The organism is Elusimicrobiota bacterium (genome assembly GCA_016722575.1).
In the GTDB taxonomy this organism is placed as follows: Bacteria; Elusimicrobiota; Elusimicrobia; order FEN-1173; family FEN-1173; genus JADKIY01.
Window position 1 is genome coordinate 314,696 of sequence record JADKIY010000001.1, and the last position, 13,543, is coordinate 328,238.

Genomic DNA, 13,543 nt, shown 5'->3' on the forward strand with positions numbered 1-13,543 from the left:
AGAGAATGACATGGCCGACACCAAAAACACCGAACAAGGCGACCTGCTGGACCGCGTGATCCCCCGCGCCATCGAAGAGGAGATGAAGACCTCCTACATCGATTACGCCATGAGCGTCATCGTGGGCCGGGCCCTGCCCGACGTGCGGGACGGCCTGAAGCCCGTCCACCGGCGAATTCTCTACACCATGGACGAAATGGGCCTGGCCCACAACAAGCCCTACAAAAAGAGCGCCCGCGTGGTCGGCGACGTCATGGGCAAATACCATCCCCACGGCGACAGCGCCATTTACGACGCCGTCGTCCGCATGGTTCAGGATTTCTCCCTCCGCCATCCGCTCGTGGACGGCCAGGGCAACTTCGGCTCCATCGATGCCGATCCCCCGGCCGCCATGCGGTACACCGAGGTGCGCCTCGCGACCATCGCCCAGGAAATGCTGGGCGACATCGACAAAAACACCGTGGATTTCGGCCCCAACTACGACGGGTCCCTCACGGAACCCCTGGTCCTCCCGGCGAAACTTCCCAACCTGTTGATCAACGGCTCTTCCGGCATCGCCGTCGGCATGGCGACCAACATTCCGCCCCACAACCTGGTGGAAGTCTGCGACGCGGTGAACGCCTACATCGAAAACGAGAACGTGACCACGGGCGAACTGCTCAAAATCATCAAGGGGCCCGATTTCCCGACGGCCGCCACCATCACCGGTCGGGAGGGCATCAAGCAGTATTTTGAAACCGGCCGCGGCTCCATCACGACCCGCGCCAAAGCGGAGATCGAAGACATCCGCGGCGGCAAGCAGGCCATCATCATCAACGAACTGCCCTACCAGGTGAACAAGGCCCAGCTGTTGGAAACCATCGCGGAACTCGTGCGGGACAAGAAAGTCGACGGCATCTCCGACATCCGGGACGAATCCGACCGGGACGGCATCCGCGTCGTCGTCGAACTCAAGCGCGACGGCAACGCCCAGGTGGTGCTGAACCAGCTCTACAAATACACCCAGATGGAAACCTCCATGGGCGTCATCATGCTGGCGCTCGTGAACGGACGCCCGCGGGTCCTCGCCATGCGGGAGATGCTCAAGTATTACGTCGAGCACCGCCGGGAAGTCGTCATCCGCCGGACCCGCCACGAATTGAAGCGGGCCGAAGACCGCGCCCACATTTTGGAAGGGTTGCGCATCGCCATCGATCATCTGGACAAGGTCATCAAGACCATTCGGGAATCCAAAAACACCGAGGCCGCCCGAACGGCCCTCATGGAAAAATTCGAACTCTCGCGCATTCAGGCCCAGGCCATTTTGGACATGCGCCTCCACCAGTTGACCGCCCTGGAGCGCAAAGCCCTGGAAGAGGAATACCTGGAGCTCATCAAAACCATCGCCCGCCTCAAAGCCCTCCTGGCCGACGCCCGGAAAATCCTGGGCGTGATTCAGGAAGAGCTCAAAGAATTGAAGGAAAAATACGGCGAGAAGCGGCGCACCCAAATCACCGCCGCGGTGGAGGAAATGGAAATCGAGGACTTGATCGCCCAGGAAGACGTGGCGGTCACCTTCTCCCACGCGGGCTACGTCAAGCGCCTGCCCGTGGACACCTACCGCGCGCAAAAACGCGGCGGCCGGGGCGTCACCGGCATGACCACGAAGGAAGAAGATTTCGTGGAACAGCTTTTCGTGACCAACACCCACGCCCATCTGCTGCTCTTCACCACCCGGGGCCGGGCCTACAGCGTCCGCGTCTACGAGATTCCCGAAGCGGGCCGGGCGTCCCGCGGCAAGGCCGTGGTCAATCTGGTGGCGCTCAACCCCGACGAGAAGATCACCTCGGCCATTCCGGTGACGTCCTTCGAACCGGAGAAAACCAAGGACACGGGGCTCATTCTCTGCACCCGGAACGGGCAGATCAAGCGCACCGCGCTCTCGGAATACGACAGCGTGCGCAAAAGCGGCATCATGGCCATCGGCCTGGACGAAGGCGACATCTTGGTGGACGCCAAATTGACCGATGAGAAACGCGAGGTGCTGATCGGCACCAAGCACGGCATGTGCATCCGCTTTCCGGCGGAGCAGGTCCGCTTGATGGGCCGCGGGGCCGGCGGCGTCCGCGGCGTCCGTTTGGAAAAAGACGACCAGGTGGTGGGCATGGAAGTCACCGCCCCCGCCCGGAAGGAAACCCTCGTGACCGCCTGCGAATTCGGCTACGGCAAACGCACGGAACTCTCCGAATACCGCGACCAAAACCGGGGCGGTTCCGGCGTGATCACCATCAAAACCTCGGACCGCAACGGGCCCGTGGTCGGGATCAAGCTCGTGACCAACGAGGACGACCTCATGCTGATGACGGAAAAAGGCATGACCGTGCGCGTCCACACCAAGGACTTATCGGTCATCGGCCGGAACACCCAAGGCTATCGGTTGATTCGAATGGAAGAAGGCGACAAGCTCGCCAACATCGCGCCGGTGGTGGCGGAGGAAGAGGACAACGGGGACGCCAAGGGCGCCTGACCCCCGGCCGCCTTTCGATTGGGAGCCGCGCGGCGATCGCCTCGCGCTCAACGCTCGGGGCGTCGACTTGGCGGAAGTCTTTGTGAACGCGGGCCGGGGGTATTCCTCGCTTTTGGCCGATCCCGAGAGCGTAGCTCCGGGGGGCCTTCACGACCGCCTGCGGGTGGAAGCGGCGAACCGGGAAGAGCTGGCGGCGGCCTTTCTGAATGAGCTTTTGAGATTGTTCCAGCGGGAACGTGAAATCTTTTGCCGGTTTCACCCCCGCCGAGTGACCGAAACCTATTGTGAAATGGAAGCGGACGGCGAGCTTTGGGATCCCGGCCGCCACCGCGCCGGTTGGGATCTAAAACCGCTCTCGGCCGTTGACGTGACCTGGGCCGGTGTTCCGGGCGAACTCCCCGTCGTCCGTTTTCTCCTCCCCGTTCTATCCCGCGCCTCCTAAAATCATCCAAAATCCGACCAGGCCGTCCCTCCCCCGCGCGTTCAGCGTTGGGGGAGCCGCACCTCCGCCTTGCGCCGTTCCATGGCGGCGGCCATCCCCACCAACCCCTCTTCCCCGATGATTTTCTCCGCCAAGGGGAACAAGGCGTCTTCCTCTTTGGTGAAATGGGTTTCCAGCAGGACCCGTAGAGTGAGAAGGTGCGGGCGAACGGACGGGTCCCCGGGAGGGACGCCGCGAAGGCGGACAAAAAGACCGGCGATGTCCCGGTGTTCCTGAGCGATTTCCTCCCGGAAGGGCTGAAACAGCAACGGTCGGGCTTTCAACGCGGGCAGAAGGAACTCGTCCTCGAACCACGCGTGACCCGCCACGACCCGGTCCGCGGTCGCCAGGAGATGGGGATAGCGGGGATGGTCTTCGACCAGGTCGGCCAGAAGCTTGCGGATCATTGTGTGATCCTTGAGCAACTGGACGGTGGCCGTCGGCACGACAGGGCTTTTAACGGGCTTTTTGAAGCCGGGCGGCGAGGGCGTCCCGTTCTTCCCGAAGGGCCGCCGGAAGCCGGTCGCCGAACTTGGCGAAAAAGCCGTCGATGTCCTGGAGCTCTTTTTCCCAATCGGCGGGGTTCACCGCCAAAAGTTCCTTCATAGCGTTCGGCCCCAGATGGTGAAGTCCTTGGGTGTTGACGGCGTCCGGGGTGGGCAGTTGCCCGATGGGCGATTCCGCGGCCGAACCGCCGCCCGCCGCCCGCTCGAGGATCCACAGCAGGACGCGGAGATTTTCCCCGTAGCCCGGCCACAGGAATTTCCCGTCGGCGCCGTGGCGGAACCAATTGACCAAAAAGATCTTGGGCGGCCGGGGAATCCGCTTCCCCATGTCCAGCCAGTGGACGAAATAGTCCGCCATGTTGTACCCGCAAAAAGGCAGCATCGCCATGGGATCCCGGCGCACCACGCCCACCGTCCCGCCTTGCTGGGCCGCGGTCGTTTCCGAAGCCATGGTGGCGCCCATGAACACCCCGTGGTTCCAGGAGAGGCTCTGGGTCACCAGCGGCGCCAGGCGCGCCCGGCGGCCGCCGAAAATAATGGCGTCGATGGGAACGCCCCGGGGATCTTCCCAGTTGGGCGCGATGGAGGGGCATTGGGAGGCCGGCGCGGTGAACCGGCTGTTGGGGTGGGCGGCTTTTTCCGTCGACTCGGGCGTCCAGGGGCGGCCCCGCCAATCGATGGCCTGGTCCGGCGCCGGATCGTCGTGGCCTTCCCACCAGGGGGTCCCGTCGGGGCGACGCGCGACGTTCGTGTAGATCGTGTTCCGCCGGATGCTTTCCACCGCGTTGGGGTTGGAATGGGAATTGGTGCCGGGAACGACGCCGAAAAACCCCGCCTCGGGATTGGACGCCCAAAGCCGCCCGTCCGGCCCCACCCGGAGCCAGGCGATGTCGTCTCCCACGGTCCACACTTTGTATCCCTGGTCCTCCAGGAAGTCGGGCGGCACCATCATGGCCAGGTTGGTTTTCCCGCAGGCCGAGGGGAAGGCCGCCGTGACGTAGCGGATCTCCCCTTTGGGGTTTTGAATGCCCAAAATCAGCATGTGTTCCGCGAGCCAACCTTCCTGTCGTCCGAGCGCGCTGGCGATCCGAAGGGCGAGGCATTTCTTTCCCAAGAGCGCGTTTCCCCCGTAACCCGAACCGATGCTCCAGATGGTGTTGTCCTGGGGGAAGTGACAGATAAACCGTCGGTTTTCGTCCAAATCCGCCTTGGCGTGGAGACCGCGGGTGAAACGCGGGGAATCCCCGAGTTCTTTCCAGGCCACGGCGCCCATGCGCGTCATGATCCCCATGTTCAAAACAACGTAGCGGCTGTCGGTCAATTCAACGCCGACTTTGGAAAAAGGCGACCCCGCCGGCCCCATGATAAAAGGCACGACATACATGGTTCGTCCCCGCATGCAGCCCTGGTAGACGCCGCGCAATTTGGCGTAGGCTTCGTCCGGCGCCATCCAATTGTTCGTGGGACCGGCTTCGTCTTTGGTGGGGGTGCAAATGAAAGTGAGATGTTCCGTCCGGGCCACGTCGTTGGTGGCGGAGCGGTGAAGGTAGGCTCCGGGGTGAAGGGACTGGTTGAGCTCCTCCAGTTCGCCGTCTTTCAAACATTCCTGAATGAGACGGCGCTTTTCGCTCTCCGAACCGTCGCACCAGACGACGCGATCGGGTTGGGTCAATTGGGCGCATTCGTCCACCCAGGCGAGAACGGTGGGGTTGGCGGTACCGCGGGGTTCGGCGATGTTCGTGGTCATGTTACGTTTCCTCCGGAGCGATTGGGGTGTCTGATGCGGGGGTGTCGCATAAAATGGTGCAATTTTTGCCAAGGCCTTTGGAGCGGCGAAGGGCTTGGTCGGCGATGTCCAAAAAGCGCAGCACGTCGGCCCGGTGGGGAATCTCGGCAATGACGCCCACGCTCACGGTGACGCCCACGGCGGGGCCGCCTTCCTTGGCGATGGACAAGGCTTCCACGCCTTGCCGCACGCGCTCGGCGGCCAGCATGGCTTCCCGGGCCCGGGCGTGGGGCAACATCACAAGAAACTCGTCCCCGCCGTAACGCCCGACGACGTCGGATTCCCGGACGCTTTTTTGAATCACCCGGGCGATTTGTCGAAGGACCTCGTCGCCGAAGATGTGCCCGTGGATTTCGTTGAATTGCTTGAAATTGTCGACGTCCACGAACAGGCTGGCGATGGGGGTTTTGTAACGCTCGGCCCGCCGCAACTCCTCCTCCAGTTTTTCGAGGAGGTGGCGCCGCACGTAGACCCCGGTCAAGCCGTCGGTGGCCGCCAGGTGCCGCAGACGACCCGCGGCGCGCTCCAGCAATTCGGCGCGGCTCCGTTGATCGTCCAACCGCCGACCCGCCCACAGGCCCCAGGCCGCCATGGCCAACACCGTCCCGATGGCCGCGTAAATGTAGTGCCAACCGTAGACGCGCAATTCCCAGTCAATCCAGGAATGAATGAGCCCGCGGTGGGTGAAGTAATAGCGAAAGGCCAAAAGCCCCAGCGGGGACCCGAGACCGAGAAGGGCGCCGATGTAACCGTAGCGCCGCGCCCAGGCGGAAAAGGGGGAGGAGCCGTTGCGCGCCGTCCGGGGGCCGGCGGGGGGAAAGTCGTTGGGCGGCGGGGACGGCTCGGTCATAAAACGCTTAGCCGGCGCGCCGGCTTTTCCTAGGCGGCGACGCCCTCCACGAGTTCCTTCAAGGCGTCGGTTTTTTGGAGAACGATTTTTTTCCAGCCGGTTTTAATAAAACCGCGACGGCGAAATTGGATCAGGGTTCGAATGGCGGATTCGGGCGTGGTGCTCGCCAGTTCGGCGATGGCTTGCCGGGTGAAGGGAAGGTCGGGCCCGAATTTACTCTCGAGCCACAACAGAACCCCGGCGACCCGTCGCTCCACGGATTCCGCGCCCAGGGCCCGCATGTTTTGGGATTCCCGCATGCGGCGGCTCATGTCCCAATAAAGGGCGCGGCTGAAGGCGGGGTAGCGGTCGATCAACGCCACCACCGTGGCCATGGGGAAGCCGATGATTTCGGTGGCTTGGCCGGCGAGGGCTTCGCAGGGGTATTGGCCGGCGGCGGAACAGCCGACGCAGCCGAAAATTTCGCCCGTTTTAAGAAGTTCGACGGTCAAAGGCCGTCCGTCCCGGGCCAAGCGGGTGATTTGCACGCGTCCGCCGAGAACCAAAAACGTGAATTGGGCCCGGTCTCCTTCGTTGTACACCCGGTCGCCTTTCGGGACGGTGCTTCGGTGGGCGGCCAGAGCGAGGCGGTCCAGCTCCGCGGGGGGAAGGACATTGAAGGGCGACGTGGTCGAAAGGAAACGGCGGATGTCCATGGAAACCCCATGATAGCATTTCCGACCAAACCCCCGAAAAACCCCGGGGTCGGATTAACGGGAACGGCGAAGAGGGCGGTTGCGTCCGGCGAAGATGCGTTGCCAGCCGGACACGGGTTTTGGGCCTTCCAGTTTGGGGGTGACCTTGTAGGGGAAATTGGGAAGCATGGCCCGGGGGAAGGTCAGGCCGGTGAAACGTTCGATGTCGCTGACGTGCACTTGTTCCACCGGATCCATCAGCGTGATGGCGTCGCCCACGCCGTAGGCCCGGGCGGTCCGGCCGACGCGGTGGACGTAATCCTCCGGGTGTTGGGGCACGTCGTAATTGATGACGTGGGAAATCCCTTTAACGTCGATGCCCCGGGCCGCGATGTCGGTGGCCACGAGAATCTGGGATTTGCCCTCTCGGAAATTTTCCATGGCGTCGGTGCGTTCCCGCTGGGTGCGGTTGGAATGAAGAACCTCGACGCGGTAGCCCGCCTTGTCCAGGGAAGAGGCCAGCCGGTCCGCCCGATCTTTGGTGCGGGTGAAGGCGAGCACGGAACGCATCTCCGTGTTTTTGAGGAGCGTCAGCAACAGATCGATTTTTTGCTCCTGCACCACGGGGTACAAGACCTGGCTGATGCCCTCCGCGAGGGTGGCGGGGCGGGCGACTTCGACCCGGACGGGGTCTTTCAAGGTGAAGGCGGCGACTCGTTCCACGTCGGGGACCAGGGTGGCGGAAAACAAGAGCGTCTGGCGCTCCTTGGGTACGTAATGCAAGATGGCCCGAATGTCGGGCAAAAAGCCCATGTCCAACATGCGATCCGCTTCGTCCATGACCAGATGGTCGACGGTGGTCAACCGAAAAGCCCGGTTTTCCAGATGGTCCAACAGTCGGCCCGGGGTGGCCACCATGATTTCGGCGCCCTCGGAAACCGCCCGGCGCTGTTGGTCGTACCCCACGCCGCCGATGACGGTCGCGACTTTAAAAGAGGTGAAACGTCCCACGTCCCGAAAGGTTTGCTCGACCTGGGAGGCCAATTCGCGGGTCGGAACCAAAACCAGAAGACGAAGGCCGGGGGAAGGTTTTCGAAGCAGGTGATCTAAAATTGGAAGGGCGAAGGCCCCGGTTTTGCCGCTGCCGGTTTGGGCCGCGCCCAGGACGTCTCGGCCCTCCAGGATCAGCGGCACGGCTTCCCGTTGAATGGGGGTTGGATCCGTCCAGCCCAGGGCTTCCACGGCGCGGACGAGATCGGGATGCAAATTGATGTCGAGAAAGGACATGAAGAGAGATTATTTCATTTTCCGAGGAATTCGGGGGACGAAAAAACGTTTCCCGGAATTCAGCGTTCCGCGGGGGGTGGAGCCACGGCCGTGACGACGGGCCGATCGGGGTCCCCCGCCATAAATTCGACGATGACCCGATCGCCGGGACGCGGCGGCGGGGTTAACAAACTGGGCGCCCAAACGGGATTGGCGGGTCCCCCCAAAACGGGATCGTTCCAGAAGAAGAGAATTTGAACCCGGGGGCCGTCGAGCGCGACGACGCGCGCGACGTCGATCCCCTGGGCCAACGGTTTGGGCGTGTTCCGACGGGGACGGAAAGGCGTGTCGGCGGGAATCGCGGACAGGGACATTTGGGATTTCAAACCCACGGGCGGAAGGGCGTCGAGCGGGGAAGCCTCCTCCTCGTTGTTTTCCTCCGGCGGGGGTTCGACCAAAGTCCACTGGTGGTTGGTCTCCGTCACCCAATAAGACGTATTTTGCCGTGGGTCGGGGTGGCCTTTCAGACGAAAACGGTCCCCCGCCGAAAGGGATGTTGGGTTGCCCGAAGCCGACACCACCGCCCGGGCGGCGCGATTCTCCTCGAGGCGGAGCCGGGCGTACCCCCCCGCCTCGGCGGGCGTCAAGCGGGTGTCCAATACATCCCGGACAATCCGGGGGTCGTTTTTCTCCTCTTTCTCGCCCGTCGCGCCCGCGACGACCGGGGAGGCGGCGTCGACCCCGTAGTCCATCAGGGTGTACCCGCTGGACACCGTTTCAAATTTCTCCACCCAGCGGTCCAGGCCGGCGTCGCCGGACGCACGTTCCTTGAAAATCACCGCTTCGCCCGGGTCGGATGGAATTCGATCCGTGATGATCATCCGTTGTCCTTCCGGAGCGTCCCTGAAAAAATAAAAAAGCCCTTCTTCCTCCATGAGACGCGAGACGAAATTAAAGTCCGTTTCGCGGTACTGGCACACCAACGCCCGCCGCGGGGGGGGCGAACGAAGTTCAAAGGCGAAAAGGGCTTGGGGCCACCGGTGGAAGACGGCTTGAAGAATCTCCGGCACGGTTTGGTTTTGAAACACCGCCTCGTTGGCGGATTTGGTCAGCCGGTGGAGCCAGGGGGCCGCTTCCAATAAAACGAGAGGCGTTTCCTCCAGGTTGGTTTCGCGCGTGACCGAAATTAAATAGCCGTGCAACCGCCGGGGGGCTTCCGGGGGATTGGTGAGAAGAAAACTCACCTCCTGCCCGACGAACCGCTCGGGACGGAAATCCCCGAGAGACTCGCCCGTCACACGAAGTTCCGGCAGGCGGCTCACGCCGTCGATCCGGCCGATGGCTTGGACGCGAAATTTTCCAGCGGGGGCGTTTTCCCATTCGAGGGAGGGCAAAACGACCCAGGGCGCGGGGTTCTTGGCCGCCGAGGCCGCTCCGGCCAGGGCCAGCGTCAGGAAAACGGGAGTGCGAAGGGGAAGTCGGCGCACGGGGTTAAGAGCGCGGATCGGCGGCGGGCTGTTGTGAATTCATCAGCGAAGGGGGGCGGAGCGCATTTTTTCGATAAAAAAACGATATTTCAAACCGCGCCGCCGGGGGACGAAGCGTTCGGGTTGGCAAAAAGAGCTATCACAAACCGCGCCGCCCCTTCCTACAAACAGGGACGGCGCCTAGCGGCGCCTAAATTCGACGTACCAGCCGTCGTTGAGGGAGGCGTAGGTGGGGCGGGCGTTGCGTTCGGCGGCGTCCCAGGCGAGCAGGGGTTCGGGAGGGCGCTGGGAAAAAACGATGTTGGTGGCGGGGCCCCGCCCCTGGGGATCGGGAAAGAGGAAGACGGTGCCACGCAGGGGGGCTCCCAAAACGTTTTGGCGGGCCACCCGGTAGGCGCCGACGCGGCCCAAAAGCGCCAGATACCGTTCGTAACGTTCCAGTGGAAGCCCGGCGGCTTCCAACATTTCCCGGCGGCTGTACGCCACGAACCGCCGGTCCGACGCGGTCCAGGATCCGTCGAAGAGCCAATACTCGCCCACGTTGTCCACGCCGATGGACGCCAGGGACGGCTCCGCGGCGATCATGTCCCGGAGGCGAACGAAATCCGCGCGCCGCGCGTTGAAATGGCGCCGAAGCTGGTCGGCGCCGGAGGAGCGAAACGGCAACAGGAAATAGGCGGCCCCCACCGCGGCCGCGGCCAGCAAAAGGCCCCGGGCGACGCGCCGGGGGGCGGAAACGGGACGGACGGCGACGGTCGGTCGGGAAGAGCGGAAGAAAAGGCGTCGGGCCATGGGTTATCGGGCCGGCAACCGGCCGACCGTCGGTTGGAGGCGCACTTTGCGGCACCAGTGCAGGGATTCCCCGGGGCGCTCGCGCTCCACGGCGGCCATGGCGTGCACGGCGGTGCGGAAGAGGCGGCGACGTCCCGCGTCGTCGACCCACACGGCGGTTTCCCGGCGCGCGAGGTTTCGGGTGGGTCCCGCGGCCACGTGCCAGCCGCCCCGACCGCGGATCACCTCCACGGTGGCGCAGCCGTCCAGATCGCCGAAGGAGACCTTCCCGACGACGGTAAAAAAGACGATTTGGCGTTCCAAGGAGCTGTTCATGGGTTTAAACGACAACGCCCCGGGCCGCGGCGCGGCGGTCGGGGCGAATTTTCAACGGCCAACCTATGGTATGGCCTTCCATTGGGACACAATATATATAGCCCCCGCCCCGTTGTCAACGTCCCGTCGGCGGGGGCAGCAGGGGCTCCGCGTCTCGGCGGCGGTATTCGGCGGGCGACGCCGGGTCCCCCGTGAAATCCGGTATGGCTTCCACCCCCCGCCGCACCGTCGGCTCCAGGGCGACGGCTTTCCAGACGATCCCGTCGTGCAACGCGTTGGCCAGGGACAAAAACAGCATGCCCTGATCCAGACTTAAATAGTTGGCCGACACGTCGCCGGTTTTCCAATTGAGGCTGTCCCGGAAACCGAAAGCCCATCGGCGGCCGGTTTCGTCTTCCCAGGGGGCCCGGGCGCCCCCTTTTTCCAGCCGGCGCAAATTTTCCGCGGCTTGCCGCGGATAGTAGGGGGCCGCCAGGCCCGACGCGTGGGGCGTCACGACCGCGTCTTCGATGTGGCCCCACCCCAGATAGGTTTTTCCGTCCGGGCTCTCGCAGGCGGACCAGCCCCAGACCGGCGACCCCAAAAAACGCGCGTGCAAGGTTTGAGCCCAGGCAAAATCCGCCGCGGCGCGCCCCAGCACCGATGGTTTTTCGTCCAGGAACAGCCCCGAAATCGTTTGCATGAAAAGCCCGCCGCCCTGCCACCCGGGAACAAAATAGGAAAGGCCGTATTTTTTTTCTCGATCGTGATTCAAGGCGTACCAACTTTCGGAGGGAATTTGACCCCGCCCGATGCCGTAGACGTAGCCGAACCGGGTGTCGGCGCCCACGAAGCTGTAGTACCAGTCCCACCCCTTTTGCCGCACATCAAAGTCTTTTCGGTCCCGCCGCCAACCGCCTTTTAGCCAGCGGCGTCCGGGGTCGTAAAGGCCGCCCCAATCCATGGGTTGAAGGACGTCGTCGACCGTGGGTCCGTAATCCGGAAACACCCCTTTGACCACCAAGAGGCCGGCCACGAGATGGGACAAATGATCCACCGTGGAAAACTGGTTTTCCGTCGGTTCCAGCGTTTCCGCGTTGATCCAGGTGACGGGGAATCCATACCCCCACCGTTCGATTTTAGACAGGCTGGCCAACGCCCGGTCCAGCCGCGCCCGGGCTTCGGCGTCGCTGAGAAGTCCGGTGCGGGCGGCCACCGCCGTGGCCGCGAGGTAAAGGCCGATGTTGGTGAGCGAGGTGGCGGGCGGCCGTCGGGCGGAATCGTAGGGCAAGCCCGTGCCGTCGCTGACGAAATGGGCGAGACAGGCCCAGGTGTCCCGGTAGACGCCTTTTAAATACCGTCGGTCCCGGTGGGAAAGTTCGGCCCGAGCCGTACCGGTTCCGAGCAGGAGGAACGCCAGAGCGAAGGAGGGAAGGCGGGGTTTCATGGCGCGCGGTGGCCCGGGGCACCGACGACGTTTTCCCGGAATCCGGCCCCGCCAGAGAAAAAGAGGACGGCGGCGGAATCGACCCCGGCGATTTTTATTCCCATGGGACCTCCGGGATTCTTGAGAGGAAAAGCCGGCTGAGTTTAACGGGGCGAAAGGCGGTCGGCGCCCATGAAGGCCCGCAGGGCGTCCGGGACGGCCACCGATCCGTCGGCGTCCTGGTAATTTTCCAAAACCGCCGCCAGGGTCCGGCCCACGGCAACGCCCGACCCGTTGAGCGTGTGCATCAACGCCCGGGATCCATCGCTTCTTTTAAAGCGGAGGCCGATGCGCCGTGCTTGGAAATCCGTGAAAGTGGAGCAGGACGAGATTTCCCGGTAGGCCCCCTGCCCGCCGTTCTCCGCCGGGAGCCAAACTTCCAAATCGTAGGTCTTGGCCGACGAAAACCCGAGATCGCCGGTGCAAAGCTCCATCACCCGATAGGGGAGCCCCAGGCGCTTCAGGACTTCTTCCGCGTGGCCGGTCAATTTTTCCAATTCCGCCAGGGAATCCTCGGGCCGGGCGAAGCGGACCAGTTCGATTTTATTGAACTGGTGGTTTCGGATGAGGCCCCGGGTGTCTTTGCCGTAGGACCCGGCTTCCCGACGGAAACAGGCGGTGTGGGCGCAAAGGGCCCGGGGCAGGGCGGCTTCGTCCAACAGTTCGTCCCGGTACAGATTGGTCAGCGGCACTTCCGCGGTGGGGATCAAAAAGAGGTCGTCGTCTTTGGTGGCGTAGAGCTCGTCGGCGAATTTGGGCAGTTGGCCCGTGCCGGTCATGGTCTGGCGGGTGACGAGGAACGGGGGAAAAATTTCCGTGTAGCCGTGAACGCCGGTGTGGAGGTCCAGCATGAAATTGATAAGCGCCCGCTCCATTTTGGCCCCCGCGCCGGAGAGGAGGGCGAAACGGGCGCCGGAAAGCTTGGCGGCCCGGGCCATGTCCAAAACACCCAGTTTTTCACCGATGTCCTGATGGTCCCGGGGTTTGAATGAAAAATTTTTGGGTTCGCCCCAGCGGCGGACTTCCCGGTTTTGCCCGGCGTCCGTTCCCACCGGGACCGACGGGTGGGGAAGGTTGGGCAGGCCCAGCACTTTTTCGTCGACCCGGGCCTGGGCCGCGCCGGTTTTCTCCTCGAGCCCTTTGAGCCGTCCTTTCAACTCCTCCATTTCCTTGAGGAGAGCCGTGGCGTCTTTTTTCTCCCGCTTGAGCCGGCCCATTTCGTCCGCGGCCTGGTTTCGTCGAGCGCGCAGGGGTTCGGATTCGGCGTTGGCGGCTTTCCATTCGGCGTCAACGGCCAGCAGATCGTCCAGGGCGGGCACGTACCGGCCCCCGCGGTTTTGCAGCGCGCGGCGAACGGCTTCGGGATCGTTGCGGAGAGATTTGAGGTCCAACATATTTTGGAATCCTACCAAATC

The 13,543-nt window shown here is 63.4% G+C and carries 12 protein-coding genes; 2 read left to right on the plus strand and 10 right to left on the minus strand.

Features of this window, described 5'->3' with window-relative positions:
• Positions 1 to 10 precede the first annotated feature (10 nt).
• Together gyrA and IPP68_01395 are read left to right on the plus strand one after the other, a co-directional pair.
• On the plus strand, positions 11 to 2,506 hold the full coding sequence (gene gyrA, locus IPP68_01390; GenBank protein ID MBL0349018.1) for a DNA gyrase subunit A: 2,496 nt from the start codon (positions 11 to 13) through the stop codon (positions 2,504 to 2,506).
• A 67-nt stretch (positions 2,507 to 2,573) separates the two neighbouring features.
• On the plus strand, positions 2,574 to 2,948 hold the full coding sequence (locus tag IPP68_01395) for an archease (GenBank protein ID MBL0349019.1): 375 nt from the start codon (positions 2,574 to 2,576) through the stop codon (positions 2,946 to 2,948).
• 41 nt (positions 2,949 to 2,989) lie between these two features.
• Here IPP68_01395 and IPP68_01400 read toward each other — a convergent pair whose 3' ends face one another.
• The 10 genes from IPP68_01400 to serS form a co-directional block, all read right to left on the minus strand.
• On the minus strand, positions 2,990 to 3,394 hold the full coding sequence (locus tag IPP68_01400) for a hemerythrin domain-containing protein (GenBank protein MBL0349020.1): 405 nt from the start codon (positions 3,392 to 3,394) through the stop codon (positions 2,990 to 2,992).
• Between the two features lie 49 nt (positions 3,395 to 3,443).
• Positions 3,444 to 5,240: a phosphoenolpyruvate carboxykinase (GTP) gene (locus IPP68_01405; protein MBL0349021.1), complete on the minus strand. Its 1,797-nt coding sequence runs from the start codon at positions 5,238 to 5,240 to the stop codon at positions 3,444 to 3,446.
• Between the two features lies 1 nt (position 5,241).
• Complete coding sequence (locus tag IPP68_01410) at positions 5,242 to 6,129, minus strand: GGDEF domain-containing protein (protein ID MBL0349022.1); 888 nt, start codon at positions 6,127 to 6,129, stop codon at positions 5,242 to 5,244.
• 29 nt (positions 6,130 to 6,158) lie between these two features.
• A complete protein-coding gene (locus IPP68_01415; protein ID MBL0349023.1) occupies positions 6,159 to 6,824 on the minus strand; it encodes a Crp/Fnr family transcriptional regulator in 666 nt (221 codons plus the stop codon).
• A gap of 54 nt (positions 6,825 to 6,878) precedes the next feature.
• On the minus strand, positions 6,879 to 8,090 hold the full coding sequence (locus tag IPP68_01420) for a DEAD/DEAH box helicase (protein ID MBL0349024.1): 1,212 nt from the start codon (positions 8,088 to 8,090) through the stop codon (positions 6,879 to 6,881).
• A 59-nt stretch (positions 8,091 to 8,149) separates the two neighbouring features.
• The gene (gene vgrG / locus IPP68_01425; protein ID MBL0349025.1) at positions 8,150 to 9,556 is read right to left on the minus strand and encodes a type VI secretion system tip protein VgrG; all 1,407 of its coding nucleotides are present in this window, start codon (positions 9,554 to 9,556) and stop codon (positions 8,150 to 8,152) included.
• 180 nt (positions 9,557 to 9,736) lie between these two features.
• A complete protein-coding gene (locus IPP68_01430; protein ID MBL0349026.1) occupies positions 9,737 to 10,348 on the minus strand; it encodes a hypothetical protein in 612 nt (203 codons plus the stop codon).
• A 3-nt stretch (positions 10,349 to 10,351) separates the two neighbouring features.
• On the minus strand, positions 10,352 to 10,663 hold the full coding sequence (locus tag IPP68_01435) for a hypothetical protein (GenBank protein MBL0349027.1): 312 nt from the start codon (positions 10,661 to 10,663) through the stop codon (positions 10,352 to 10,354).
• Between the two features lie 115 nt (positions 10,664 to 10,778).
• On the minus strand, positions 10,779 to 12,089 hold the full coding sequence (locus tag IPP68_01440; protein ID MBL0349028.1) for a DUF3131 domain-containing protein: 1,311 nt from the start codon (positions 12,087 to 12,089) through the stop codon (positions 10,779 to 10,781).
• Between the two features lie 143 nt (positions 12,090 to 12,232).
• Positions 12,233 to 13,522: a serine--tRNA ligase gene (gene serS, locus IPP68_01445; protein MBL0349029.1), complete on the minus strand. Its 1,290-nt coding sequence runs from the start codon at positions 13,520 to 13,522 to the stop codon at positions 12,233 to 12,235.
• Between the last annotated feature and the right edge of the window lie 21 nt (positions 13,523 to 13,543).